23 protein-coding genes are annotated in these 25166 nt (G+C 66.8%); 6 read left to right on the top strand and 17 right to left on the bottom strand.

Features of this window, described 5'->3' with window-relative positions; translation table 11 throughout:
- Window positions 1-14 precede the first annotated feature (14 nt).
- Window positions 15-758, top strand: a complete 744-nt coding sequence (locus tag Q4V64_RS32385) for a TetR family transcriptional regulator (protein ID WP_124439722.1) — start codon at window positions 15-17, stop codon at window positions 756-758.
- A 63-nt stretch (window positions 759-821) separates the two neighbouring features.
- Here Q4V64_RS32385 and Q4V64_RS32380 read toward each other — a convergent pair whose 3' ends face one another.
- Window positions 822-3248, bottom strand: coding sequence for an MMPL family transporter (locus tag Q4V64_RS32380; protein ID WP_124439723.1), 2427 nt, complete (start codon window positions 3246-3248; stop codon window positions 822-824).
- Between the two features lie 167 nt (window positions 3249-3415).
- Here Q4V64_RS32380 and Q4V64_RS32375 point away from each other — a divergent pair, with 167 nt between their 5' ends.
- Both Q4V64_RS32375 and Q4V64_RS32370 read left to right on the top strand, forming a co-directional pair.
- Window positions 3416-4105, top strand: a complete 690-nt coding sequence (locus tag Q4V64_RS32375; RefSeq protein ID WP_124439712.1) for a response regulator transcription factor — start codon at window positions 3416-3418, stop codon at window positions 4103-4105.
- Window positions 4102-5568, top strand: coding sequence for a HAMP domain-containing sensor histidine kinase (locus Q4V64_RS32370; protein WP_172629161.1), 1467 nt, complete (start codon window positions 4102-4104; stop codon window positions 5566-5568). The genes Q4V64_RS32375 and Q4V64_RS32370 overlap by 4 nt, the downstream gene beginning before the upstream one ends.
- An 18-nt stretch (window positions 5569-5586) precedes the next feature.
- Here Q4V64_RS32370 and Q4V64_RS32365 read toward each other — a convergent pair whose 3' ends face one another.
- The 3 genes from Q4V64_RS32365 to Q4V64_RS32355 form a co-directional block, all read right to left on the bottom strand.
- Complete coding sequence (locus Q4V64_RS32365; protein ID WP_124439713.1) at window positions 5587-7143, bottom strand: ABC transporter substrate-binding protein; 1557 nt, start codon at window positions 7141-7143, stop codon at window positions 5587-5589.
- A gap of 183 nt (window positions 7144-7326) precedes the next feature.
- Window positions 7327-8652 (bottom strand): metallophosphoesterase, encoded by a 1326-nt coding sequence (locus Q4V64_RS32360; RefSeq protein ID WP_124439714.1) that lies wholly within the window; start codon window positions 8650-8652, stop codon window positions 7327-7329.
- A 74-nt stretch (window positions 8653-8726) separates the two neighbouring features.
- A complete protein-coding gene (locus Q4V64_RS32355; RefSeq protein WP_124439725.1) occupies window positions 8727-8942 on the bottom strand; it encodes a hypothetical protein in 216 nt (71 codons plus the stop codon).
- Window positions 8943-9009: 67 nt separating this feature from the next.
- Between Q4V64_RS32355 and Q4V64_RS32350 the strand changes: the two genes are divergently transcribed.
- Window positions 9010-9252, top strand: coding sequence for a hypothetical protein (locus Q4V64_RS32350; protein ID WP_124439715.1), 243 nt, complete (start codon window positions 9010-9012; stop codon window positions 9250-9252).
- An 815-nt stretch (window positions 9253-10067) separates the two neighbouring features.
- Here Q4V64_RS32350 and Q4V64_RS32345 read toward each other — a convergent pair.
- Window positions 10068-11516: a replication initiator gene (locus Q4V64_RS32345; protein ID WP_253266913.1), complete on the bottom strand. Its 1449-nt coding sequence runs from the start codon at window positions 11514-11516 to the stop codon at window positions 10068-10070.
- A gap of 489 nt (window positions 11517-12005) precedes the next feature.
- On the opposite strand from Q4V64_RS32345, the gene Q4V64_RS32340 reads away from it, so the two are divergent.
- Window positions 12006-13265 (top strand): IS4 family transposase, encoded by a 1260-nt coding sequence (locus Q4V64_RS32340; RefSeq protein WP_124445729.1) that lies wholly within the window; start codon window positions 12006-12008, stop codon window positions 13263-13265.
- 169 nt (window positions 13266-13434) lie between these two features.
- Here Q4V64_RS32340 and Q4V64_RS32335 read toward each other — a convergent pair whose 3' ends face one another.
- The 5 genes from Q4V64_RS32335 to Q4V64_RS32315 all read right to left on the bottom strand — a co-directional run bounded on the left by Q4V64_RS32335 (window position 13435) and on the right by Q4V64_RS32315 (window position 16034).
- Window positions 13435-13593, bottom strand: coding sequence for a hypothetical protein (locus Q4V64_RS32335; RefSeq protein ID WP_303713283.1), 159 nt, complete (start codon window positions 13591-13593; stop codon window positions 13435-13437).
- A 65-nt stretch (window positions 13594-13658) separates the two neighbouring features.
- Window positions 13659-13850, bottom strand: a complete 192-nt coding sequence (locus Q4V64_RS32330) for a hypothetical protein (RefSeq protein WP_124445912.1) — start codon at window positions 13848-13850, stop codon at window positions 13659-13661.
- A complete protein-coding gene (locus tag Q4V64_RS32325; protein WP_124445913.1) occupies window positions 13847-15184 on the bottom strand; it encodes an FtsK/SpoIIIE domain-containing protein in 1338 nt (445 codons plus the stop codon). The genes Q4V64_RS32330 and Q4V64_RS32325 overlap by 4 nt, the downstream gene beginning before the upstream one ends.
- The gene (locus Q4V64_RS32320) at window positions 15184-15651 is read right to left on the bottom strand and encodes a hypothetical protein (RefSeq protein WP_124445914.1); all 468 of its coding nucleotides are present in this window, start codon (window positions 15649-15651) and stop codon (window positions 15184-15186) included. Before Q4V64_RS32320 ends, Q4V64_RS32325 begins: the two co-directional genes overlap by 1 nt.
- Entirely contained in the window at window positions 15651-16034 is a 384-nt protein-coding gene (locus tag Q4V64_RS32315) for a hypothetical protein (RefSeq protein WP_216377783.1), read from the bottom strand. Before Q4V64_RS32315 ends, Q4V64_RS32320 begins: the two co-directional genes overlap by 1 nt.
- Window positions 16035-16294: 260 nt before the next feature.
- On the opposite strand from Q4V64_RS32315, the gene Q4V64_RS32310 reads away from it, so the two are divergent.
- Window positions 16295-17098, top strand: coding sequence for a GntR family transcriptional regulator (locus Q4V64_RS32310; RefSeq protein WP_124445915.1), 804 nt, complete (start codon window positions 16295-16297; stop codon window positions 17096-17098).
- 309 nt (window positions 17099-17407) lie between these two features.
- Here Q4V64_RS32310 and Q4V64_RS32305 read toward each other — a convergent pair whose 3' ends face one another.
- From Q4V64_RS32305 to Q4V64_RS32275, 7 genes are all read right to left on the bottom strand, one after another.
- On the bottom strand, window positions 17408-18019 hold the full coding sequence (locus Q4V64_RS32305) for a Uma2 family endonuclease (protein ID WP_124445916.1): 612 nt from the start codon (window positions 18017-18019) through the stop codon (window positions 17408-17410).
- A 1068-nt stretch (window positions 18020-19087) separates the two neighbouring features.
- Window positions 19088-19459 (bottom strand): SH3 domain-containing protein, encoded by a 372-nt coding sequence (locus tag Q4V64_RS32300; protein ID WP_124445917.1) that lies wholly within the window; start codon window positions 19457-19459, stop codon window positions 19088-19090.
- 243 nt (window positions 19460-19702) lie between these two features.
- Window positions 19703-20671: a hydroxymethylbilane synthase gene (gene hemC / locus Q4V64_RS32295; RefSeq protein WP_124445918.1), complete on the bottom strand. Its 969-nt coding sequence runs from the start codon at window positions 20669-20671 to the stop codon at window positions 19703-19705.
- Window positions 20668-21159 (bottom strand): NUDIX hydrolase, encoded by a 492-nt coding sequence (locus Q4V64_RS32290; RefSeq protein WP_124445919.1) that lies wholly within the window; start codon window positions 21157-21159, stop codon window positions 20668-20670. The genes hemC and Q4V64_RS32290 overlap by 4 nt, the downstream gene beginning before the upstream one ends.
- Window positions 21159-21533 carry a hypothetical protein gene (locus Q4V64_RS32285; RefSeq protein ID WP_124445920.1) on the bottom strand — a complete coding sequence of 125 codons (375 nt, stop codon included), beginning with the start codon at window positions 21531-21533 and terminating at the stop codon, window positions 21159-21161. Before Q4V64_RS32285 ends, Q4V64_RS32290 begins: the two co-directional genes overlap by 1 nt.
- Before the next feature lie 695 nt (window positions 21534-22228).
- Complete coding sequence (locus Q4V64_RS32280) at window positions 22229-24052, bottom strand: reverse transcriptase/maturase family protein (RefSeq protein WP_172629628.1); 1824 nt, start codon at window positions 24050-24052, stop codon at window positions 22229-22231.
- A 510-nt stretch (window positions 24053-24562) separates the two neighbouring features.
- Complete coding sequence (locus Q4V64_RS32275) at window positions 24563-24931, bottom strand: ATP-binding protein (RefSeq protein WP_303715742.1); 369 nt, start codon at window positions 24929-24931, stop codon at window positions 24563-24565.
- Window positions 24932-25166: the final 235 nt, after the last annotated feature.

Here is a 25166-nt window from a genome sequence, read left to right as displayed (position 1 = left end):
TGCCTGCGAACTCCGTGCCCCCGAACAGCGACGACCCCGACGACAGCGCCACCCCCAGCAAGTCCGAGCAGACCCGCGCCCTGATCCTGGAGACGGCGATGCGGCTGTTCCAGGAGCGGGGTTACGACAAGACGACGATGCGGGCCATCGCCCAGGAGGCCGGGGTCTCCGTCGGCAACGCCTACTACTACTTCGCGGGCAAGGAGCACCTGATCCAGGGCTTCTACGACCGGATCGCCGCCGAGCACCAGGTGGCGGTCCGGGAGGTCCTGGCCCGGGAGACCGACCTGGAGGCGCGGCTCGCGGGCGTCCTGAAGGTGTGGCTGGACATCGCGGCGCCGTATCACGAGTTCGCGGTGCAGTTCTTCAAGAACGCCGCCGATCCCGACAGCCCGCTCAGCCCCTTCTCCCCCGAGTCGGAGCACGCGCGCGTGGAGGCCATCAGCGTCCACCGGGAGGTGCTGGCCGGCGCGACGAGGACCAAGGTGCCGGAGGAACTGCGGGACATCCTGCCCGAGTTGATGTGGCTCGCCCAGATGGGGCTCGTGCTGTATTGGATCTTCGATCGGACCGAGGGGCGCGAACGGAGTTACCGGCTGGCCGAGCGGGGGGCCCGGCTGACCGCGCGGGGCGTGTCGCTGGCGCGGTTCCGGGTGCTGCGGCCGCTCGTGCGGGAGGTGCACGAGCTGTTCACGGACTTCCTGCCGGGGATGACGAAGGCGATGCCGGATCCGGCGGCGCGCACTTCGACTCCTTGAGGCCGGCCCCCTGCGCCGGTCACCGATGGGGGCGGACCGGCGCAGGGTTGTCCGACGGACGGCTCAGTTCACCGCGTCCACCTCCCCCTCGGAGACATCCGCGGCATCCGCGAGCTCGACGTCGTACACCAACGGCCCGTCCCCGACCAGTACCTGGCGGGCGCGGGAGCCGTACGGCGTCGCCGTCGTCGCCAGCAGATACGTTCCCGGCGCCGGGACCGAGACGATGTACGAGCCGTCGGCCAGCGACACGACCCGGTCCAGTTGGCGTCCGCCCTTCGACCGCAGGGCCACGGCCGCACCCTCCACCGGTTCGCCGTCGGCCGTGCGGACGAAGCCGTGGATGACGGAAGCGGGGCCCTGCGCGGCGGGCGCACCCGCGGCCGACGCCTCCTCCTTCGGCTCCACCGCCAGATGCGGCAGCCGCTTGTCCAGCCAGGCCGGCAGCCACCAGTTGGAGTTGCCGAGCAGGTGCATCGCGGCCGGCACCAGTGCCGTACGCAGGATGAACGCGTCCAGGGCGACCGCGGCGGCCAGCCCCACGCCCGCCATGGCCGCGCCGTAGTCGCCGCTCAGGACGAAGGCCATGAAGACGCAGACCATGATCAGGGCGGCGCTGTTGATGACCCGGCTCGTCTCCGCGAGGCCCACGCGCACCGCCCGGGCGTTGTCCTTCGTGTGCACCCATTCCTCGTGCATCCGGCTGACCAGGAACACCTGGTAGTCCATGGAGAGGCCGAAGAGCAGGGACAGCATGATGATCGGCAGGAAGGCGGCGATCGGGCCTTCCTGCCCGAGGCCGAGGAGGTTCAGGCCCCAGCCCCACTGGAAGATCGCGACGAGGACGCCGAAGGAGGCCGCGGCGGCGATCAGGTTCATCACGGCGGCCGTCAGCGGTACGACGACCGAGCGGAAGGCGATCAGGAGCAGGACGAAGCCGAGGCCGATGATCGTCGCGATGAACAGCGGCAGACGGTCGGCCGTCACGGACGCGAAGTCCTTCGAGACCGCCGTCACGCCGCCCACGTGCGCCTCCACGCCCGCGTCCGGGATGACGTCGTCGCGCAGGGTGTCGATCAGCCGGTCCGTCTCCTCGGCCTGCGGTGACGTGGTCGGGACCACCTGGATCACCGTGACGCCGTTCGCCGGGGGTGCCGCGGCGGCCTGGGCCACGCCCTCCGTGTCCCGGATCGAGGTGACCAGGCCGTCCGTACGGTCGCCGGTCACCACCACCTGGAGCGGGCCGTTGAAGCCGGGGCCGAAGCCCTCGGCGAGCAGGTCGTACGCCTTCCTGGTCGTCGTCGACTCCTCGTTGTTGCCCTGGTCGACGGTGCCGAGGCGCAGGGACAGCAGCGGGAGGGCGAGGACGGCCATCAGGACGACGGCCAGGGCGGCGACCGAACGCGGACGGCGTTCGACGGACGCCGACCAGCGGGCGGCGAGGCCGCTCGCGCGCTCCGGCTCCGGGCCCGCAGCGGCCAGCCGGCGGCGCTGGCGGCGGCTGAGCACGCGGTGGCCGAGCAGGCCGAGCAGCGCGGGCAGCAGGGTGACGGCGGCGAGCACGCTCAGCACGACCGTGAGGGAAGTGCCGATCACGACACCGTCCAGGAAGCGCAGGTTCGTCACCAGCATCCCGGCGAGCGCGATGCACACCGTGCCGCCCGCGAACAGCACGGCCCGGCCGGAGGTGTTGAGGGCGGTGACCGCCGCCTCCTCCGGGTCCATGCCGCGCAGGATGCCCTTGCGGTGCCGGGTGACGATGAACAGGGCGTAGTCGATGCCCACGCCGAGGCCGATCAAGGTCGAAAGGAGGGAGGCGAGTTCGGGCACGTTCGTGACATGGCTGAGCAGCTGCGTGGAGAACATGCCGGTGCCGACGCCGAACAGCGCCACCAGGATCGGCAGCAGCATCGCGAACAGCGAGCCGAACGCCAGGAACAGTACGACGGCCGCCGCGAGGATGCCGACCAGTTCGGCGGTGCCGGTGGGCGGCTCCTCGACGCGGGTGATGGCCTGGCCGCCCAGCTCGACCTGAAGGCCGTCGCCTCCGGCGCCCTGCGCGGTGTCGACGACGTCCTGGATCAGGTCCTTGGGTACGGCGTTCGCCTGCTCGGCGAAGGTGACCTGGGCGTACGCGATCCGCCCGTCCTCACTGATCTGGGCCGCGCCCCGGGCGCCGTACGGGCTCGCGACCTCACCGACCCCCTTCATGCCGCCGATCTCCCGCAGCGCCGGCTCGATCCGGGAGCGTACGGAGGCGTCCCGCACCGATCCCTCGTCGACCTTCCACACCACCGTGTCGGTGTCGCCGGCGCGTTCCGGGAAGGCCTTCTTCATCTGGTCGTACGCGGTCTTGGAGTCCGTGTCGGGCAGGGAGAAGACGTCCGCGTAGTTCGTGCCCGCGGTCGAACTCGCCGCGCCCAGGCCGAACAGTGCCCCCACCCACAGCAACAGGACCACCAGCCGGTGCCGATAGCACCACCGTGCCAATGTCGCCACGCTCAAACCCCTTCGTCGTCGGGTCGGTCGGTCCCCCAGGTCCTGGGCAACAGAATTGGGGCGGCACGCGCGTGTGGACATGCGTCGCGCATGACTCTCAAGGAACTCCAAAGCGGGAACCGGCCCCACTGTCAGTGGTCGCGCCGATACTGGGGAGCATGACGACGGCTCCAGGCACCGTGCTGGTCGTGGAGGACGAGGAGAGCATCGCGGACGTGCTCGCCATCGCCCTGCGCTACCACCGGTTCGAGGTGATGACGGCGGGCACCGTCCGCGAGGCGCTCGCGCTGGTCCAGCGCACGCGGCCCGACGCGGCGCTGCTCGACGTCATGCTCCCGGACGGGGACGGCCGGGCGCTCGGCCGGGAACTGCGCGCGAGGCGTCCCGACCTGGCACTCGTCTTCCTCACCGCGCGCGACGCGCCCGCCGAGATCGTCGGCGCCCTCGGCTTCGGCGACGACTACATCACCAAGCCGTTCAACATCGACGAGGTCGTCGCGCGGATCACGGCGGTGCTGCGCCGCACCCGCCCGGCCGACGTCCTCCCGCAGCGCCCACCGCTGCGCTACGGCGATCTGGAACTGGACGACACGACGTACTCGGTGCACCGCGCGGGCCGCTCCGTCGAGCTCACCCCCACCGAGTACGCCCTGCTGCGCTTCCTGGTGCGCAACGGCGGCCGGATCGTGCCCAAGGAGCAACTCCTGCGCCATGTCTGGCAGTACGAGCACACCCCGCCCGAGTCGACCGTCGTCGAGACCTACATCAGCTATCTGCGGCGCAAGCTGGACAGCCTCGGACCGCCGGTGATCACCACCCGGCGGGGTGTGGGGTACGGGCTGGCATGAGGGTCCCCCGGCTGTCCTGGGCACTGGGCTGCGAGCGCGGCATCCACTCGCTGCGCGGCAAGCTCACGCTGGCGAACGTGGCGCTGCTCGCCCTCGGCATCGTCGCCGCGACCGCCGTGAGCGTGATGGGCATGCGGTACTACCTGCTGGACCAGATCGACACGGAGCTCGTCAAGACCCGGGACTCGCTGGGCGGTTCGCAGCTCACTCTGCGGCAGATCGACTCGCTGAGCGTGCTGGGGTTCGTGCGCGACCGGCTGGCCCCTCAGACTCTGGAGGAACAGCCGCGGCCGGACTCGATCTTCGCCGCCGTCGACGGCGGGGGCGAGCCCGTCGGCATCCTCGGCTTCCAGCCCACCGACGCCCAGCGCGGGCTGGCGGGCGCGGTCGACCACCCCCGCGCCCTCATCGAGGATCCCGAGCCGCGCGACGTCCGCCTGTACGGCACGGCCTACCGCGCCTCGGCGACCCAGCTCGCCGACGGCACGTACATCCTGCTCGCCACCTCCACCGACGGCCTCCACGAGGGCGTCGCCAAGGTCATCAAGCTCGACCTCGCCATCGGGTCCCTGCTGCTGGCGCTGCTGGCCTGCCTGACGATGTTCAGCGTCCGGCGCCGGATGCGGCCCCTGGAGGACATGGTGGAGACCTCGTCGGCGATCGCCGAGGGGGATCTGACCCGGCGCGTCCCCTCCAGCCAGGAGCCCACTTTGGAGGTCGAGCAGTTGCGCCTCGCCCTGAACTCCATGCTCCATCAGGTGGAGTCGGCGTACCGCACGCGCGAGCGCAGCGCGGCCCAGCTGCGCCGCTTCGTCGCCGACGCCTCGCACGAGCTGCGCACCCCGCTGTCCGCGATACGCGGCTACCTCCAGCTGTACGACAAGGGCATGCTGTCCGACCCCGATGAACGCAAGCGGGCCTGGGAGCGGGTGCTGGCGGAGACGGACCGCATGGGGCGGCTCGTCGACGAGCTGCTCACCCTCGCCCGCCTCGATCAGCAGCCCGAACTGCGGTTCCGCAATGTCGACATCAGCCGCCTGGTGCGGGACGCGGCCGAGGACCTGCGGGTGCAGCAGCCCGACCGGCCCATCACCGTGGACGCCGACGGCTCCCTGCTGGTGCACGGCGACGAGTCCGGGCTGCGGCAGGTCCTCGGCAACCTGCTGGGCAACGTACACACGCACACGCCGGCCGACGCGCCGGTACGGCTGGGCGTGCGGCGCGCGGACGGGGTCGTACGGCTGTGTGTCGCGGACAAGGGGCCGGGGCTCGGCCCGGAGGACGCGGCCCGGGTCTTCGACCGGTTCTTCCGGGCCGGCGGGGGTGCGGGCAGCGGGCTCGGCATGGCGATCGTGCAGGGGGTGGTGCGGGCACACGGCGGCGAGGTGTCGGTGCGGACGGCGCCGGGCGAGGGGCTGGCGGTGACGGTCACGCTGCCGGGGCGGGCGGCCGTACGGTCGTGACGGTCCTGTCGGGCCGGGTCAGATCCAGGTCAGGCGCCACAGCCGGAAGACTCCGGTGCCGTCCGACAGGTACTGCCCGCCGCCGACGGCCTCGCTGCTGACGACGTATTCCTTGGCCTGCCACAGCGGGATGACCGGCACATCGGCGGCGACGGCCTGCTGCAGCTCGCGGAAATCCCGGGCGGCCTGGCTGCGGTCGGGGTATTGCTGGCTGGTCCGGATCAGCTGATCGACGGTCTTGCTGCTGTAGCCGGTGTTCATGGTGCTGTCGGTGCCGACGAGCGGCGCGCCGAAGGTGTCCGCGTCCGGATAGTCGGCCACCCAGCCGACCGCGTACGCGTCCAGCTTTCCGGACGCCCACCGCTTCTGGAAGTCGGTCCACTCGTAGGCCTTGACGGTGACCTTGAACAGGCCGCTCGCCTCCAGTTGCCGCTTGAGTTCCGCGGCCTCGGGGGCGCCGGCGCCGCGTCCCTTGGCGTAACCGTAGGTGAAGCGGACCGGCAGGGTCACGCCTGCCTTGGTGAGCAGTTCCCGGGCCTTCTTGGGGTCCTGCTTGGGGTAGTGGTCGAAGAACGACGTGGTGTGGCCGGTGATGCCGGTCGGGATCAGCGAGTACAGGGGGTCGACCGTGCCGTCGTAGACGGTGGCGGCCAGCCGTTCGCGGTCGATCAGCCAGGCCATGGCCTGCCGGACCGGGGTGTCGTGCAGCGGCGAGCCGGCGCGGGTGTTGAGGTACAGGTCGCGGGTCTCGGAGCTGTCGGCCTCGGACACCCGCTGGTTCGGGTCGCTGGCGTTCAGTCCGGCGAGGACCCCGGGCGGCAGCTGGCGGGTGGCGACGTCGACCCGCCCGGCCTTCCAGGCGCTGTCGAGCTGGTTGGCGTCGGCGTAGTAGCGCAGCTCGACGGGCTGTCCGGTGTCGTCGACGGCGCCCTTGTAGTGCGTGTTGGGGGTGAGGGAGGCCTTCTTGTCCTTCGTGTACGCCGTCAGTTCGTACGCTCCGGTGCCGTCGACGCCGGTGCCGGTGCGCAGGGCGTTCGCCGGGTACTTCGTGTGATCGACGATCGAGCCGGCGCCGGTGGCCACCTTGAAGGGGAACGTGGCGTCGGGCGAGGAGAGGTGGAAGGTGACGGTCAGGCCGTCGGCGTCGACCGAGCGGAGGGTGGCCAGCAGGGACGCGGGGCCGACCTCGGAGTTGATCTTCTTGACGCGGTCGAAGGAGTACTTCACGTCCTCGGCCGTCATCTCGCGGCCGCTCGGGAAGGTGAGGCCCTTGCGCAGTTCGCAGCGGTAGGTCTCCAGGTGGCTGCCGACGAAGGCACAGCTCGCGGCCGCGTCGGGCACGGGGGCGGCGCCGCCCGGACCGAAGGTCAGCAGTGACTGGAAGACGTTGCTGAACAGCGCCCAGGAGCCGGCGTCGTAGGCACCGGCCGGGTCGAGCGACGTGACGGCGTCCGTCGTGCCTACGGTGATCGTCCTGCTGTTGCCGCTCCGCGACGGCAACAACTGCCAGGCGCCTACGGCGACGGCCGCCAGCACGAGCAGTGTCGCGAGAATCCGTGTGCGAACCGACCGCATCGGTTTGCCCTCCCCAGGGCCCTTTTTGAGCCACAGCGCATATGCCACGCCCCTTATGGCGCGGATCACCTAAACACAGGTGTTTCACCTGGGGGAAGGGAGTTTTGTTCGACTTGGGAAAGACCTTACGCAAGGGGGGTTCGACCAGGTTTCACAGTGCTCGCACAGAGTGGGATTACACGCTCACGCCTGCCTCGACGCCAGTTCGATCACCGTGATGTCCGACTCCGCGCCGACCCGGGTCGGCGGGCCCCAGGCGCCCGCGCCGCGGCTGACGTACAGCTGGGTGTCGCCGTAGCGCTCCAGCCCGGCCACCGTCGGATTGGCCGCCGCCGCGAGGAGGTTGCCGGGCCACAGCTGGCCGCCGTGGGTGTGGCCGGAGAGCTGGAGGTCGACGCCGTGGTCGACGGCGTCGTGGATCTGCACCGGCTGGTGGGCGAGGAGCACGCACGCGCGTGCCCGGTCCCGGTCGCCGAGGGCCTTGGCGTAGTCGGGGCCCTGTCCCTCGTCCTCGCCCGACACGTCGTTGACGCCGGCGAGGTCGAAGTGCGCCATTTCGACGCGGGCGTTCTCCAGGGGGCGCATGCCGAGCCGCCGTACCTCCTCGACCCACTGTTCGGCGCCCGAGAAGTACTCGTGGTTGCCGGTGACGAAGTACGCGCCGTGGCGGGCCGTCAGCCCCGCCAGCGGGGCCGCCGCCGGGCTCAGGTCCTTCACGCTGCCGTCGACCAGGTCGCCGACCACCGCGATGAGGTCGGGCTGGGTGGAGTTGATCGTGTCGACGACCTTCTGGGCGAAGCCCCGGCCGAGGACCGGGCCCAGGTGGATGTCGCTGACCACCGCGATCCGGTAACCGTGCGCCGCGCGCGGGAGCTTGGCCAGCGGGACGGTGACCCGTTTGACCGTCGGGCCGTTCAGGACGCCGTATGTGCCGTAGCCGACGGTTCCGAGGGCCGCGGCGGCCGCGGCACCGCCCACGACTCGGGAGACGAAGAGGCGGCGGGAGGGGAGGGCCGGGGGCGGTGGAGCGGCCTCGGGGTCCGGCTCCGCGGCCGGCCCGGACTCCGATGCCGGCACCGGCCCGGCTGCGGGGTCGGCGCCCTGCGCGGCGGCGGGCGTGGCCGCGGCGGTCGCGACGGCTTCCGCCGGGACCGGCTCGGACTGTTGTACGGCCGTCCCGGCCCGCGCCCGCCGTTCCAGGAACCGCCGCAGCAGCGGTCGTACGACCTCACCCGCCGCCAATGCCAGCGTCAGGTAGATCCACAGGGCCAGCCACAGGAAGCCCGGCCAGCCCAGCACCTGCTGGAGCCAGAAGGGCGCGCCGGTGCGTTCCGAGACGAGCGCCGTGATCGCCAGCACCCAGCCGCCCGCCACCAGCACCGCGCCCGCACGGCGCACCAGGCCCGGGCCCCGGGTCGTGTCGCGGAACAGTCTTCGCCACACATACCAGTTGCCCGCCACCAGGGCGCTCAGCACAGCCAGTGCGACGAGCGCGAAGACGACCACCATGCGGTCGTACCCCCTCTTTCGTGGTCCGAATTGTTGTGACGTCGGCGCAGTTCTCGTGACGTCCGGCGCAGTTGCTATGACGTGCGGCGCAGTGCGCGCAGACCGCGCAACCCGATGGCCCCCACAACCGTCCCCAATACGAAGGAAACGACGGCGAGCAGCAAGTGCACCCAGAAGTACGCGGTCGGGTCACCCGCGTCGTCGAACGCGAGCCCGCTGCCGTCCTTGATCAGGTTTTTGACGAAAGTGATCCATACGCAAGAACCCACTACAACCGCTGCCGCCCCCAACGGACGGCTCGCCGGGAGCGAGTCACATACTGACAGGGCACCAACCGCCCCACCCGAAGGACGACCCATGAAGCTCACCCGCCCTGTCTCCTGGTTCCTCGCAGCGTTCGGCGCCTGGTCCTGGGTGATCTGGGTCACCTTCACTAACAACCTCTTCAAGGACGCCAGCGGACTCGCGTTCGATAACGGTAAGCCTACGGCCTACCTATGGGTCCATCTGACCCTTGCCGCCGTCTCGTTCATCCTAGGAACGGTCATCGGTGTAATCGGTCTCCGGGGCGTTCTCGGGTCTCGTCGCACCAAGGAGTAGAGACCAAAACACCCCGCCCGGGTGAACACCGGACAAGGCCAGGCAGCCAAGCGACCGGAGTCAGCGGGTGGGCTCACGCTACCGACGCGTCACGTCGCCGACAGCTACTCGGGCAATAGGGAGCCCCCGCCGTACGCCAAGGGGCAAGAAACACGGCGGGGGCTCACAGCGTTACCTGATCGCATGGAACAGTCATGCACGCCTATCCATCTGGGACCGGCACTTTAATAGACGGCGCGACAGCAATGACAGTCAGGCCGCTATGCAAAGCGAAGGCAGCAGGCTCCAATGCGAGATCACAAATAATCTCGCTTCCTTCGACAGGAAAACGAGCCCTTACAGAATTGGCAGCTTCCATCAGCCGCCAGGAACTCGACCGGAAACGAAACTCTCCCAAGTCAGGGAACCGAGCCACACGGAAGCTTATTTCCGCACTCACCTGGGGTCCCCTTCCCGCCATTGCACGGTTTCTGCGATCTGCCATACCTGCTGGGCACCCACAGCGCGTTCCCCGCTTTTCGTCCGGCGACAGAAAACGCACCCCGTCACAGTGGTGCCGTATTCCGGAAGGACCCCACATCACCATTTCTGTACGTATGGACCCCTCATCCGTAAGGATGACATTGACCCGCTCGGCACACGTGAGAAGATCCAGCGTAAAAGAGTCCCCAGTCCGACACTCCCTAATTTCCCCACCAAAAGCCTCCCTAAGACATTCCACGACTTCCGCACGTTCACTCGTAACTCGCCAGCATTTAAGCCCCTCAGGACGACGACCCCCACTACGACCGGAGTGGAAATGTCCCGCCCACTCATCACGCAGCATATTTCCACCCCTCCGCAATCATGTCCCTTCTGATTTCGCGTAGGTTCGCTAGATCGTCCGCTATTCCGTGCGCAATTTCCGCTTCGGCCGGAGAGTGCCCGGAGCCCACAAAGCGCCAGGCCGATTCGGTAACGGTCTCTTGCTCCTCCAGGGCGAGCGGACCGCCGCCCTGGTATTCGGCCCGGACCGCACGCAGTGCCCCGTAGGTGGTGGAGTACTGGCGGGATTTGGTGAGCACGTGGCCCCGGTAGCCGAGGGTGTGAGCCCAGGCCCGCAGGTTCAGCGCCTCCAGCTCCGGCAGGCCGCCCAGGCGCCAGCAGGCAGTCATGAGGGCCCGCAGGTGGGCATTCACCGGGGCAAGGCGGATGCTGTCGAAGTCGTCTATGCGGTAGTCGATTCCGCCGGAGTCGCCCACGCTCTTTGAGACGTATTTCGCGACGTAGGCCGCAACGGCACTATCGGTCACCGCCGAGTCTTCCGTGAATGCGTCGCTGCGGATCGGGTGTACGTCGATCTGCTTGCCCCACTTGATGATCCGCTCACCGGTCGCGGGGGAATACGGGGTGTGCACCTCCACCAATGCCGCAGCCGACCGCACGGCGTCTGACAGCAGTTCGGTTGTGGCCCACAGCGGCGGGGGCGAGGAAGGGCCGTCGGGCCCGTCGAGGCGGATAACGGCGTGGAAATGGACGGCCCCGCGGCGCTGGTATTCGGCGACTTTCGCGAAGGAGATTTTCAGGTGTTCACCGAGGCGAGTTTGTGTGATTCCTGCGGCAGTCGCCAAATGCCGCCGGAGCATGTGGCAATAGCGGTTCCACAGTGAGCCGGCGCTCGCGTGCCAGAGGACATGTCCGGGGTAGTCGTAGCAGTCCCGGCACATCGGCTGCCCCACCGTGGAATCTGTCTCCGCGTGCTTTTGGCCGCAGCCCAGGGACCGGCCGTGTTCGCATACTCCGCCGTCCCGTCGAGGGCGGCATACAGCACCGTCAGGGCCGCTCGCACGGTGCACGGGGCCGAACGAGGGGGCAGTCAGGGTGACGAAGAGCCGGGGGTGATGCCGGACGCCGTCCGTGATGCCCTTGCCGCCCAGCAGGCCGGAGCGGACCAGGTGGAACGTGTCGCCCGCGTGCAGGTAGGAGCACGGCTCACAGCGCGTCTCACGCCGGTTGCGGCAGCGGACCGGCATACGTCCGCCGGGTTCGGCGCTGGTGTCGTAGTGCCGCAGAACCTCACCCGTGAGGGCATCACGAGTCGTGGTGTGACCGGCCAGGTAAATCGGGTGGGCGCACCCGCCAATGGATTTGATCTGATCGAGCCAGCGAGAATATCCGGGTTCGTGGACGAGCCGGATAAGGTCGCGTTCGGTGGAAGAAAGAAGGCGCAGACGCTCAGCCTCATTCAGGACTGAGCGCCGCGCCTGATCCGATTCCGGATACACGGGAGGCCCCCTTTCACGAGGGATAGGCGCGGCGTTCATGTCAGCTCCTGCTTTGTCTTGGCTCAGCTATGAATTCGACTTGGGTTTGATCAGCTGGAAAATAAGTGAGTGTTGCTATGCGAGAGAGCAGGGGTGGGGGTTATCGCTTTCCACCGGGTTGAGGTAGTTGTAGGCGACCCAGCCCCACTTCCCCTTATTGGGGCCGCTGGTGACCTTCCCGTAGCCCCACTTGAAATCCTTGTTGCAGTACTCGGCGAAACGAGTGCTCTTGTAGAGGATTCCCTTGGACGTGTATTTCGCTCCGGGGCCGCTCCGCAGATTCACGGCATTCGAGATGTCCGTCGACTGCGGGTCAATGCCACGTAGATAAGTGTTTTGGGATTCTCTTTCCACATGTGCACAGCGACACGCCCGCGTTGGTTGTGGATGGTCAACCGGCATGGCCGCCGTTGTCTGTGGCGGCGATGAAACGGGTTATCTTCCTTCTTCATGGGTGGGGTTCGGGGTAGCTCGGCGGTTTCCGGTACGCGGTTGACGGACCGGGTGGGTATCGGGGTTCTGACGCGTCTGGTCGACCGGGATCTGGTCGATGAAGTATTGGCTGAGACGGGCCGGTTCGAGAAGCGGTCCCGCCTGCTGCCGGCCCGCGTTGTCGTCTACTACGTCATGGCTCTGTGCCTGTTTTTCGGTGAGTCGTACGAGGAAGTCATCCGTCTACTCGTCAATGGCCTACGGTTCCTGGGGACATGGCGCAAGGACTGGAAGGTCCCCACGACAAGTGCGATTTCCCAGGCGCGTCGGCGTCTGGGACCGGATCCTTTGCGGGTCTTGTTCGAGCGGGTGGCTCTGCCGTGTGCTCAGCGGGGCACGCAAGGAGCCTGGCTGGGCCGGTGGCGGCTGATGGCCATCGACGGGTTCGTGCTGGACATTCCCGATACGCCGGCGAATGACGCGGAGTTCGGACGCTCCGGCGGGACGAAGAACCCCGCTCCTTTCCCGCAGGTGAAAGTCGTGGGACTTGGCGAATGCGGGACCCACGCTGTGGTGGCCGCCCGGCTGGGGCCCTGGCGTGTGGACGAGGGCGCCCTCGCAAAAGAACTCGTCACCGACTTCGAGCCGGGCATGCTGATCACCGCTGACCGGGGATTTTACGCCTACCGCCTGTGGGAGGCCGCCGCCGCGACCGGCGCGGATCTGCTGTGGCGCATGCCCGACGGACCTCATCTCCCGGTAGTCCGGCCGCTGAAAGACGGATCGTACGAGTCCTTTCTGCTCGACCCAAAAGTCAGGAACCGGCGCGGGAACCAGCGTTACCGCGGATCTGCGCGTATCGAGGAGCCGTCCGGGATCCCGGTCCGTGTCGTCGAGTACGAAGTGACCAACCGTGAAGGGAAAGGCGAGATCTTCTGCCTGATCACCACGATCATGGATCCCGACGAGGCCAGCGCCGCCGAACTCGCGGCCGCTTACGCAGAACGCTGGGAACTCGAATCCAGCCTCGACGAGATCAAGACCCATCAGCGCGGCCGGGGCGGCGTCCTGCGCTCGAAAACACCGGACATGATCGAGCAGGAGATCTGGGCACTCCTACTGACCCATTACGCGGTCCGACATCTGATGTGCGAGGCAGCAGACCAGGCCGACATCGACCCCGACAGGCTGTCCTTCATCAGATCACTGCGCATCATCCGCCGCCAGGTCACCGACCAGGCGGGCTTTTCCCCCTCAGCGTCTCACGGAAGCTCTTGAAACAGCCCGCACAGAAATCCTCGAAAGACTCAACCCGCGACGCCGGCACCGTACCAGCCCACGAGCCGTCAAACGCGTCCACGTCCACGCCTACAGGAAGAAACTCCGCACCGAAACCACCATCCACCACCCCGACCCACCCGACATCAAAATCCTCGCCGTTTCTTAACTACGCGGCATTGGACTGCGGGTAGGCCCATTCCCAGTCGCACGCCTTGGGCATCGAGGCTGCCGAAGCCGGGCCAGCGGTGGCGATACCGGCCGCCGTCACGGTCAGGCCGAGCGCGGAAGCGGCAAGGGCACGGACGAGGTTGTTGCGGATCTTCATGGTGGTTTCTCCTCTGCGAGAATGACGAGGCGAGCGGTTCCCGCCTCATGGTTTCTTTTCCGGTGTCAGCCGAAAAAGAGGCTTCCGATGGCCTGAACGATCGCCCACACGGGATATGCGAAGGGCGTTCCGGCCAGGAGGAATCCGAACAGCGCGATCAGTGTTGCCTGATACCAGCGGATTTCCCGCGATCGTGCGGTAAGGACGACGTACAGGAACAGGAATGAGTCGATGACCCATATGTGAGTCTGTGTCATGCCGCCATTCCTCCTTTCTCGAATGTCACGGGGTCGGGGCTGGTCAGGAACGGGTTCGCCGGGGGATCCGTCCGGCCGATCTGGGCGGCATCCGCTGTGGTGACCAGCCGGGAGCGGGCACGCGTCCACCGGCCGCCCTGAGCGACCACGGCCACACCCTGTTCGTCTTCCGCGATGTTCTGCGCGGTGATCACGGCATCCGGGTTGATGTCGCCCAAGGTCATCTCTGCCGAGGCTTCGTCATGCGCCCGGTGCGCGACGCGTCCGCCGAGCTGAGCGCGCAGCGCGGTGACCCTCGGGCCGATGTCGGAGCCGACCCGCTGACCGGCCACCACCAGGTGGACGCCGAGCGCCGCGCCGAGCTGAGCGACCCGCAGCAGCAGCGTTCCGCACTGCTCTGCCTCGTCCTTGGACTCCCTAGAGCCGTCGGTGAGGTAGAGCTCTGCCAGTTCGTCGACGATGACGACGAGGGGTACCGGCCGTTCATCCTCGGGCAGGTCCCAGATGGAGCGCTGGCCCGCCGCCCGGCAGACGCTCATACGGTGGCGGATCTCGTCGACCACCCGGGACAGCAGGCCGACCGCCTCTTTGCGGTCAATGGCCAGCGCGGAGAGCCGCCCGCCGAACAGCCCGAGTTCCATCCCGCCCTTGCAATCGATGCCGACCAGGGCGACCGGCTGAGGGGCCAGCGCGAGCACCAGCGCCGCCAGAAGCGAGGACTTCCCGGACTGCGTAGCCCCCGTGACCAGCCAGTGAGGAACGCGCCGCAGGTCGATCAGCCACGGTTCGCCGTCCTCGATCCGGCCCACGTCCGCCGACAGCAGCGCGTGAGCCGGCCCCCGGGCCGAAGGAACCTCACCAGTCAACGGATCCAGGGCCGTGACCTGGATAAACACCTCTCCCCGACGCGGGGAGGTCACCCGCACACCGTGCACGCGCCAGGCGTGTTCCATGGCCCGGACCGCCGCGAAGTACGGCGCCGGAGTCTGCCCCGGATGCAGCAGCACCCGCAGCGTCAGCCCGGTGTTCGTCGGCACCGGCCAGGACAGCCGAGGAGGCTTCGGCCGCAGCGCCTGTCCCTGCACCACGAGATCACGGCCGATCACCCGTCGATCCGGCGACGTGCTCACCGAGAGCCCGTTGAGGTAGGCCAGCCGCCGCCACGTCGACCGGATCCGCAGCGCCGTTGCGGGATAGCCGACCAGCCACCAGCGCCACGGCCACCGCCGGTACGGGATCCCCCGAGCCTCCAGACGCGGTTCCCACCAGCTCTGTGTCAGCACGCCGACGATCAGCAGCGCCGACAGGATCCAGACCACCAAGGACGCGGGCATCACTCGCCCCCTTCCTTGGTCTCTTCCTTGGTCCGCGCCAGCACGAGGCGAGCGCGCATCATGGCCGCCTCGGCGTGACGGGCCGCCAGGGAGAGGAGGAACCGGAGGGAGGGGATGTCGTCGGCCGTCGCCAGCAGCGCCTCAGCCCCGGCCAGCGTGCGCAGGTCCCGCAGCAGCGAGCCGAAGTGGCCGTCAACGCTGAACACCGGATCGTCGCACTCGGCAACGTCCAGCTCTTCCGCGCCGTCCTGGCCCGCCGCCGCCCGCATCTGACGGGCCATGCGCTCAGCCTCATGGGCGATCACCACCGCGCACGGGTCCTTGCAGGCGAACACCTGGGAGTCATCCGCAGGCGACCGGCCCACCGGAACAGATGTGATCTTCGTGGTGAGGAAGTTGATGCCGCAGACCACGCAGGCCATGCCGTCTGTCTGAGCGCCGTTCAGGTGCCAGAAGTAACGCTCCATCAGGAATCGCCACCCGCCGACTTGCCACGCGGAGCGGCAGCCGGAGCAGCCGACGCGGAGCCGCCGCCGGAGCCCGACACGGGCGCGATGGCATCGGCCCGGTAGCTCGTGCCGTTCCGACCGCCCACGGCCCATTCATTGGCCCACAGGTTCGTGACCTTGACCTCAGCGCCTTCTACGAGGCCCTGCGGCTGGTTGCTCGTGGTCACGTGAATCGTGTCGAGCCCCCGCCCCTCCGCCTGCCGCACAGACAGACCGGTGATCCACAGCGGGTTCCCCTCACGGTCCCGCCGCACCTCACCCTCCGGCGTCGTACGCGGTTCCGGAGCGATCAGGCATCGGATCGCCCCGAGTCGCGTAATGTCGATCGGCTTGTTGTTCAAGGGAGTTCACCTCAATCTCAGTACACACACCCACCCGGCCACTTATCCGGATGAGTTCGGGCGATCATCCTTACTCAGCACCGGAAGCCAGGTCAACCACTTATCCGGATGAGTGGGTGTGGGTGTACGTCAGACGGTCAACCACTTATCCTCATGAGTGCGCCAGCGCGCTTATATCACTCACCACTGACAACGAGCCCAGACCGAAGCACCGAAACCCCCGACCAGCGCCGACCGCCGACCCGAGAAGGACACCAGCCATGACAGCCTCAGAGCACATTGAACGCGCCCCGTCCATGTACTTGCAGGTGGCTCAGCGCATGGCCAGCGACATCAGGCGAGGCCGCTACCAGCCCGGTGACCTCCTACCGTCCGAGTCGGCAATGGTGAAGATGTACGGCGTGGGCAAGCACACCGCACGGGCCGCCGTCGCCGAGCTGCGCCGCATGGGACTGGTGGAGTCCCAACAGGGCAAGGGCAGCATTGTCCTTGCCTCCGGAGGAGTCCTGCCCGCCACCCGTGTGGACCGCTCCATCCAGCGCACCAGCAAGGGCAGTTGGCGTCTGCCGGAGACAAAGCAGGCCGAGCCGCCCGCCGTCTCCAGGACCGCGCTGGACGGCCCCCCGGCACTCCTGTTGGACCAGCAGGACCAGGACGCCATCAGCGTTGACCGCGTCATCCACGATCCGGAGACCGGCGTTCGGATGGCCCACCGTGTTCTGATCCCGCTTGCCACCGCAGCCGACGTGCCCACACTCGCCGAGCAGCCCGATGCCGAGATCAGCGATCTCTACCGCCAGCTTGCCGACGCCGGTCTCAGCCTGTCGTTCACCGAGCACGTCACCGCCCGCACCCCCTACCCGGACGAGCGGACAGCACTGGGACTCAGCGACGCCAGCCCCCTCCTGATCACCTACCGCGTGACCGCCGACGCCGACCAGGACCGCCCGCTGCTGTGCGAGGAGCTGAAGGCGCCCGCCGCCACGTGCCAGCTCACCTATCCCGTGACGCCGACGAAGGCAGCCGCCAAGCGCGCCACCCGCCGCCGATCCGAATCGGAGTAACTTCTCTTTACTTGCTCAAGGGCGCGGCCTACGGCCGCGCCGGGCGGCCCTGCCGCCTCGGCCGGGCGTGCGGCCTTCGGCCGGTCCCGTCCGGTCGGCAGCCGCCCGACACCCCCAGACCGCCCCGACCAAGCAGAGGAGCCCCCGCGGATTTCGTCCCGGGGGCTTTGCCATGTGTCCCGTCGGCCAGCGGGAAGCGAGTCACGACAGCGAGGCCCACACTCCCCCACACGGGCGCCAACTCCACCCGCTCACGCTGGCTTCACGCAGGACACCAACGCCGGTTACCGGCGACGAACACCCCTTCAGCTACCGCCGAAACAGACGGCGAAAGACTGACACCAGCCACCCCGGACCGTCATCGCTCGCCGGATGTGTAGGCCTCCCCGGAGCCTCGCCCCATACCATACGTATAGGCCCCCCATCACCCCATACCAGACGTGTATGCCCCTCGTCGTCCTTCACCAAATAGGGGTTGGCCCTCACCAGATATGTAGGCCACTCCGTCCTAATCGCCCACGGCCCGAACTGCACGGTGTCGCCATATGCGTAACGGGTTGACTCGGTATACCGGCCGTGAATGATATTCGTGTGGACTTCGATCTCCCCGGTACGGGAATTCATGATCATTAGTAAAGGGATGTCCACACGCGGGTAGGCCGCGACATACGCCTTAAGATGGACCTCCAGGCTGGACGGTGAATCGAGTTCGATCACCGCCCTCACCACGGAAGCTGGAACTGACGCCCGCAGAGCGAGTCCGGCCTTGTCCGCCTTGGCCACGACTATCACATCCGGAACACAGCGCCAGCCTGCGACATTCATGTCCGTCCCCACAAGTACGGCCACCTCCGGGTCCTGCCGGATGATCTGCTCGACCAGATCGAATACAGCAAACCCGTCACCAGAAACCAGCCCCATCGCATGCACCTTCCGGTCCCTTTTTCGAAGAGGACTACCCACCGGCCAGTGGTACCAGGGACGCTACAGCGCGCCCCTGGACCCCGCCCAGGCGTGGCAACCTCACGCGCGAATGCAGGTTTCGTCGTGGCCAAGATCCGTGCGCGCGTGAGGTCACCACGCACGTGACCAGCTACTTTCCGCCGTCGAGGGGTATCGAACCGACTTCTCACCCTCAGCCGGCCCCCGCCCGCCGTGGCACCCCTGCGCCTACCTCCGGCACGTCTCCGCGTGACGCCGCGCGGCGAACATCGCAGGCCCCGCACCCGTGACCAGGATCCGCCGTCGGCACCCGTCGCACCAGATGAACTCTCCGCGCCGGTCCGCCTCGATCCACACACGGGAACCCGCCGCCGTCCTCCAGTCATCGCGCCCCATCCCCGTTGCCTTCCCTCTCGTCTGCCACCTGCCGACACGCCGCCAACTCGGCTGCTGGTCTCGCCGCCCCACCCAACGCCCGAGCGATCAGCCGCGCATCCTCCACACGGAGCCACACCACCGGTTCGCCGTGTGGTCCCGCATGCGGCACTGCCCGAACGAGCCGAGCATCAATGCCCCTGGCCTACACCGCCGCTATCAGCTCTTGGGCAACTTCGTTGGCTTCCCGCCAAGGTGACACGTAGTCAACTCCGCTGACGAACATCGCCTCATCAGGGCCGCCGTATCCCCCGCACGGCGACATGCTCTCTGTCATTGCGCAACTCACTCCAGCCACAGCCGCATAGGGCACGTACGACCGTCGATCCCCGCCCACTCGAACGCATGTACAGATCGAAAACAGGACACACAGTCTACTTCCTGCCCAGTGTGGACACGTCGCCACGCTCGGTGCAGGTTGCGGGATCTCGACAATCCCTCCACATCCCACGCCCCGGCAGCACTGATTTCGTCAGTAAGACGATAAACATCCGCCCCTGCATGTTGCAACACCCACTCTGTTTGCACATGCCACGGCACAGGCCATAAGGCAGGCCCCCTCTCCGCCGAGGCAGAGAGGGGGCCGCCGCTGGATCACCCCTGAACAGCAGGTCAGTCCAGGTACTCCTCAGTGACCCAACCGAAGTAGCCAGCAGGCAGGCCGCCCACCGAATCGCTCTGCAACATGACCAGGTCCCACCGCTGTCCACCCGCCACGCGAGCGGAGGTGATCACCTGCACCGGCTCCCCCGCGTATATCCGACCGAGGACCCCCGAACCCGTACCGGGCCCCATGCGCACCCGAAGCCCGTCCACGGTCGCCGTGCGCGTCACCGCGTAGTTCACAGACGCATCACTCTCGCTGCGAGTCGACTCCGACCGATCCGACGGGATCACCGCCGACGCCACCGACACACCCACCAGACCGACACCCGCAACCAGCGCGCCCGACACAGCCAGCGTGCGCAAAGCCTTACGTCCCATGATCAACTCTCCTCGATCGAAACAGCATGAGCGGTCTGATTCCGCACACGATGCAGCCAGCCACTCATCCGGATGAGTGGCAAGCGTCCACCACTGAAACCCGAGAGGTCAACCACTTATCCGAATGAGTCAGCTCCCGCACGTACAGAGAGCCCCGCCGCCTCCCAGGAGGGACACGGCGGAGCTCTCAACCTGGCGGATCAGGCCGCAACATGGGCGGCCAGGCGGCCTCAGAGATCGAGATCAGTGGGGAATGCCGTCGATGATGCCTCGGGCATCCTGCCGCAGCAGCTCAGCGCAGACCCGAGAGCCAAGTACTGCGGGGTCGTTCATACCCTCACCCCAGAAGTGGGCATGAGCGAATTTCGATCCGTCCCGAGAGAACACCATCCCGCGCAGGCTGAGTTGTCCGTCAGGCTCTGTGACGCAGTGCCCGGCAATCGGGCTGTTGCAGTGCCCACGAAGACCGTGCAACATGACCCGCTCGGCCGTGACCTCAGTCATCGTCCGCTCGTGATTGAGCTGCTGGAGCAAGTAGGCCACCGCGTCATCGTCCTTGCGGCATTCGAGGCCGAGGACACCGGCACCGACCGCAGGCAGCATTTCGTCAACGCTGAAGACCTGCCGGGCCCGGTCGGCGATGCCCAAGCGTTCGAGGCCGGCGCGGGCGAGGATCATCGCGTCGAGTCTCGTATCTACCTTGCGTTTGCCGTCGAGCTTTTCGATGCGAGAGCCGACCGCGCCGCGAACGCGTACGACGTTGAGATCCGGGCGCACGCGAAGGACATGTGCCTTGCGACGGACAGCCGAGCTGGCGACGATCGAACCCGGCGGAAGGTCGTCGAGGCTCTGGAGGACGGACCCTTCCGGGAAGAGCAGCACATCGCGGACATCATCCCGGGGCAGGTAGGCGGCGAAGATCAAACCCTTGGGCATGGGCTGATCGCCAGGCACGTCCTTCATGCAGTGGACGGCCATGTCCACCTGTGCGTGCTGCAACAGCGTGTCGATCTCTTTGACGTACAGGCCCTTCCCACCCAACTGAGCAAGGTCGCCTTGCCACTTGTCGGCCTCGGTCGTCACCGGCACAACCTCGATGTCGAGGTCAGGGATGATCTTGCGGAGCAGTTCCGATACGTGGTCGACCTGAGCAAGGGCCATGGGGGAGCTACGCGTACCGATGCGCAGCTTACGGGCCGGAAAGTCGTTCATAACGTCCCTTCGTGTCGGGTTTCACGGTAGACGGGTCTGCCGTACATCCACAGTTCGCCGCCGATCCGGGCGACGAGGGCGGGATGCAGCAGCGACCTCATTTCGGCGGGGGTCGCCCATCGCCACTCGTCGAGTTCTTCGCGCTGCAACGTGATGCAAGCGCCGTCCTCGTAGGTAAGGCGCGGACCGGTGAACAGGAATGCGAGTCGGTCACGGCGGTTGTGGCGAGTGGCTTGCAGCCATTCGACGGCGAAGAAGTGTTTTTCATCTATGGCTAGGTCGAGACCGAGTTCTTCGCGCACCTCGCGGCGAACGGCATCGAGAGGGGATTCACCCTGTTCGACGCCGCCACCCGGGAGGTGCCACAGCTTGCCCTCACCCTTGGGGTGCACGATGAGCAGCCGACCAAGTGAGTCAGTGATGAGCGCAGCGGCCGTTACGGGGTGTCCGGGCGGAGTCCCGTCCGTCCGTGCGGATTGCCAGGGCATCACAGCTCCACTTCCTTGACGTTGCGTAGCTCTCGGATCAGGTGCGAGGCAAGCGCGGCGTTTAACCTCACGTCCCCGTATTTCAGGGGAGGGACCTCTGTTTCGAACTCCCAGTCATCGCCGGTGTATCGGTACAGCACGGACTGAACGCCCCACAGCTTTGGTACTTTCGCGCGGACGACCAAGAATTCGCCCCTGTGCGGGCACCGCCTCATGGAGAGCTGAGCGTGTTCCAGGCACAAGGGTGGCTGAGTAGTCAGGGCCCGCTCTGGCCAGGAGGAAGGATCTGCGGGCTCTGGGAAGATGATGAATAGGTAGCCGTCCTCGTTCTTGCTGGCGGCACCGCCGCATACCTGACACTTCAATGCATACATGCACTCGTACTGTCGGCCGGAGTGCATTTCGCCGAACAACGGCTCACCGACCCTTGGCGAGTTGCCTACTCGCCCCCAAAGGACTCCCGCCCCGTCCCGGTCCATCGGTCGTTCATTCCGATAGGCGAGTCTCGGCGGTTTAGAGCCCAAGTCCACTACAAGGTCATCCAGCGGACCGGACAACTCGCTGTCCCAATGGACGACGTACGGAACTGTGGGAGAGCGGACGGGCACCTGCGGTTCCTCTCTATACGGCGTTTCTGAGTCCTGCGAGGACTCGACGCAGAAGGTCAACGTCGGAATTTCCGGCCTCGACGGCCTGACGCCCTTCCGCATACCAGCGTCCAAGTCGTTCGACCCAAGCCGTTTCCGCCTCGCTCATCTCAGCCCGCATTTGTTTGAGAAGGAGATCCGTCTCCAAGTGCAGACGTAAGAGATCTGCTGGCGTTATGCGCAAGGGTTGAGGACACTCAAGGGTGTTCGAATCACTGGATTGACTCGCTGGACCACAGGTGACTTCTACGCACGCATCCGGCCGGGGGTCGTCCTCCAGCTCCTCAGCCGGTACGAGCCGAAGCAAGACGCGAGGGATCAGCATTACGACGGCACCAGCAGTGTGAGGTGGGCCGCCGGGCGAGGTGACAGCGGAGCTGTTCCTTTTCCCAGCGGCCTCCTCCCGAACCCGTCGTGCGGCGTTAACCGCAACGGGCTCTCCAGTGACTGCCGTGAACTGCGGCTTTGCGGCCGTCGTGGATGCCTTCGTGACAGGGCGGGCAGACCATGAGGGTCTTGCGCCGTTTCCTGGCCATGAGGACGGCCCAGTCGGGCTGCGTCTGTCCGAGCCGGTCGAGGTCGGCGAGTCGGCGGATCTGGTGGACCTGGATCTGTGCGGTCTGTCCGCACAGTTCGCAGAGTCCGGCCAGCAGCCGCCTTGTCAACTCGCTTCGCCGAGGCTGGCGTTGGGCAGGATCGCGGTCGGTCAGGACCGCGGCCTTGTGCCGTTGGAGTGGAATGCCACCGAACTGTGCGACCAGCGGTTTCCTGCTCGGGGCGCGGGTGGTGGCTGCCTGGAGGCACTTGCGTGGCCCGGCCGGGGTGTCGATGGTGACCTTGTACTTGCGGGCCATCTTCGACATGGTCGAGCGGTGCTTGTTCGCCAGGGAGCACAGCAGCGAGGACTGCATGACCCAGTGCAACCGGTTCAGTCGGAAGACGTCACCGGCCAGCAGGTAGTAGTTAACGATTCCGCGGTACCTGGCGCCGTAGATGTTGACGAGCGTGTAGTCGTCGTAGTGAAGCATCGAGGGCTGTCGCGCGGGTTTTCCGCGTTCCAGGTATGGGGCACATTTGGCCTTGATCACGTCCTTGGGGACGTGCAGCGCAACGGTTCCGTTGGTCGACCGGCGCTGTCGCCGGCGGCCTCTTTTCCGTTCCGATCTGCGGTCGTCCCTGCGGACGGTGATCTCATATCCGAGGAATCGTGCCGCGCCGGTTCTGGCGTGGGTGATCAGCGTCTTTTCCTGGGAAAGTTCCAGCTTGAGGTCGTCTCGCAGGAACTGGGCCAGTCGCTGTTTGATTTCTTCGGCTTCGGCCTTGGGTCCGGTGAACCCGATGAGGGTGTCGTCGGCGTATCGCACGTAGCGCAGGCGGCGGTATCCCGGGTCGGACATGTCCTGGCTCGGGAGGGTGTGCAGCCGCTTGCGCAGGGCGCGCACTTCGGCGCGGTCTTCGCGCCAGCGTGCTCGCTGGACAGCCGCTTCGACCCGGCGGTATTCAGGGTTTCTCGCCCTGAGTTTCCCACGGGTGTATTCCGGCATGAGAACTGTCTCGACAAAGACGTCCAGTTTGTGCAGATAGATGTTGGACAGGACCGGGGATAAAACCCCGCCTTGCGGCGTGCCGCTGAGCGTCGCGTTCCAGGTCCAGTCTTCCAGGTATCCGGCTTTGAGCATGTTGTGCACGAGCCGCAGGAACCGGTTGTCGTGGATCTTTTCGCCCAGGGTTTCGAGCATCACTTGATGGTCTAGTGAGTCGAAGCACTTGGCGATGTCTCCCTCGATGAACCATGTTGTCCCGGTCCAGGTGCGTGCCACCTCGCTCAGTGCGGTGTGGCAGCCCCGTCGGGGACGGAAACCGTGTGAGTGGTCGGAGAACCGGGGCTCGAAGTATGCCTCCAGGAGGAGGCGCATCACCTCGCCCACCAGCTTGTCCGTCCATGGCGGCAGGCCCAGCGGCCTCGTCTTACCGTTCCTTTTCGGGATGAGGACCCGCTTGACCGGTTTGAAGCGGAACCGCTCGTGGCGTAACGCATCGATGATGCTTCCGATCTTTTCCAGGGACATGCCGTCTGCGGTTTCGCCCGTGGCCCCGGGTGTCATCGCTCCCTGGTTGGAGTAGATGCGGCCGTGGGCCAGGAGATACAACTGCGGGTTGAACATCTGTCGATAGAGCTCGTTGCACGGCAGGTTCCGCCTGCCGCGTTCACGGAGGATTTCAAGTACCGCTTCGGCAGTCTGCATTACGCATACCTTCCGGTCTTGTGGATCCCATGTCACCTGTGTCCCTTCGCCCTGATTCCGGCTCTCCCGGACCCCACGGCAGGCCGTTACCCCTGCGACTACTACGGACACTCCGTCACCATGGGGCTCGCGCCCTTTAGGTGATCCCATGGTTCGTCTTGATGTACGTGTCTAGCGCGACTTAGGCGCCCCACTCATCTCCTTGAATTCCCTCGCTGGGAATCGTCCTGGCTCCCGGAGTTGCGTCGGCTGGCAGAAGTCACCGACGCAGGAGGCAGCGCCGGTTTCGGGTATCATTCCGGCGGATCCGTATTTTAATCGACTGGAGATTGGGGTTCAGGCAATCCAGCTTTCGCCGTATCGCGCGGGCCTCGCGGCACACCGTCCCTGATACCTGGACCCGGCCACCGCTTTCCTGACATGCTACGGTCCCCTTTGTCTTTCGACTCCAGGTAAGTCATTCAGCCCAGGAATACTCTCCGAATTCCTCCCGACTCAGCCGGGGATACATCAAGGCGCTTCCATGGCGCACTCAGCCCAAACAACCTTGCCGTGGCGAAGAAGGTCGTACCCCCACCTGTAGCTCAACTGATCGACCAGAAGTAGGCCGCGGCCGCAATCAGCGTCGTCCCCGGGCTTGTCGTCCATCTCCGGAAGATTGCCGTCTCTGTCGGCAACCCCAATGCGCACCAGGTTCTCCAGTCGGCGCTGGACCACGACTTGCGCCTCGCGGCAGCGGGTGTGGTCGATCGTGTTAGTCATCAGCTCCGACACGATCAGCTCTCCAGTTGCGGCCAAGTCGTCGTCCATGCCCCAAGCGCAGAGCGCACTGGAGACGAGCTGTCGAGCGCGACGAACCGACGACGGCTCGCACGGCATATCTGACGTGTAGCCGGGCTCGCCAATCGCGTGGGGGGCGGCTGTCATGATCACGGGGTAGTCCCTCCGGCGTGGGGTACGCCCGGCCCCGACGGGGGAAGCAGGGCCGGGCTCTCCTCCATGCAGCCGAGCGAGGGGAGTTGCCCGGCGGCTGATGCACAGTCAACGGCCGCTGCGACGTCCGGGACAGGTGAAATCGAGGGAACGCCATCGCATGCCCCCGGTGATTTTTACC

The sequence above is a fragment of the Streptomyces sp. NL15-2K genome (assembly GCF_030551255.1).
Lineage (GTDB): Bacteria > Actinomycetota > Actinomycetes > Streptomycetales > Streptomycetaceae > Streptomyces.
The sequence above is the reverse complement of the archived record's forward strand: the minus strand, read 5'-3'. Positions and strand labels throughout refer to the sequence as shown.

Excerpts from the sequence above, each read along its gene's own strand:
- Q4V64_RS32365 (WP_124439713.1), bottom strand. The coding sequence starts at position 7,143 with ATGCGGTCGGTTCGCACACGGATTCTCGCGACACTGCTCGTGCTGGCG.
- Q4V64_RS32350 (WP_124439715.1), top strand. The coding sequence starts at position 9,010 with ATGAAGCTCACCCGCCCTGTCTCCTGGTTCCTCGCAGCGTTCGGCGCC.
- Q4V64_RS32310 (WP_124445915.1), top strand. The coding sequence starts at position 16,295 with ATGACAGCCTCAGAGCACATTGAACGCGCCCCGTCCATGTACTTGCAG.
- Q4V64_RS32375 (WP_124439712.1), top strand. The coding sequence starts at position 3,416 with ATGACGACGGCTCCAGGCACCGTGCTGGTCGTGGAGGACGAGGAGAGC.
- Q4V64_RS32330 (WP_124445912.1), bottom strand. The coding sequence starts at position 13,850 with ATGACACAGACTCACATATGGGTCATCGACTCATTCCTGTTCCTGTAC.
- hemC (WP_124445918.1), bottom strand. The coding sequence starts at position 20,671 with ATGAACGACTTTCCGGCCCGTAAGCTGCGCATCGGTACGCGTAGCTCC.
- Q4V64_RS32370 (WP_172629161.1), top strand. The coding sequence starts at position 4,102 with ATGAGGGTCCCCCGGCTGTCCTGGGCACTGGGCTGCGAGCGCGGCATC.
- Q4V64_RS32285 (WP_124445920.1), bottom strand. The coding sequence starts at position 21,533 with ATGTATGCATTGAAGTGTCAGGTATGCGGCGGTGCCGCCAGCAAGAAC.
- Q4V64_RS32325 (WP_124445913.1), bottom strand. The coding sequence starts at position 15,184 with ATGCCCGCGTCCTTGGTGGTCTGGATCCTGTCGGCGCTGCTGATCGTC.
- Q4V64_RS32360 (WP_124439714.1), bottom strand. The coding sequence starts at position 8,652 with ATGGTGGTCGTCTTCGCGCTCGTCGCACTGGCTGTGCTGAGCGCCCTG.
- Q4V64_RS32275 (WP_303715742.1), bottom strand. The coding sequence starts at position 24,931 with ATGCCGTGCGAGCCGTCGTCGGTTCGTCGCGCTCGACAGCTCGTCTCC.
- Q4V64_RS32320 (WP_124445914.1), bottom strand. The coding sequence starts at position 15,651 with ATGGAGCGTTACTTCTGGCACCTGAACGGCGCTCAGACAGACGGCATG.
- Q4V64_RS32305 (WP_124445916.1), bottom strand. The coding sequence starts at position 18,019 with ATGGGGCTGGTTTCTGGTGACGGGTTTGCTGTATTCGATCTGGTCGAG.
- Q4V64_RS32340 (WP_124445729.1), top strand. The coding sequence starts at position 12,006 with ATGGGTGGGGTTCGGGGTAGCTCGGCGGTTTCCGGTACGCGGTTGACG.
- Q4V64_RS32280 (WP_172629628.1), bottom strand. The coding sequence starts at position 24,052 with ATGCAGACTGCCGAAGCGGTACTTGAAATCCTCCGTGAACGCGGCAGG.
- Q4V64_RS32300 (WP_124445917.1), bottom strand. The coding sequence starts at position 19,459 with ATGGGACGTAAGGCTTTGCGCACGCTGGCTGTGTCGGGCGCGCTGGTT.
- Q4V64_RS32335 (WP_303713283.1), bottom strand. The coding sequence starts at position 13,593 with ATGAAGATCCGCAACAACCTCGTCCGTGCCCTTGCCGCTTCCGCGCTC.
- Q4V64_RS32290 (WP_124445919.1), bottom strand. The coding sequence starts at position 21,159 with ATGCCCTGGCAATCCGCACGGACGGACGGGACTCCGCCCGGACACCCC.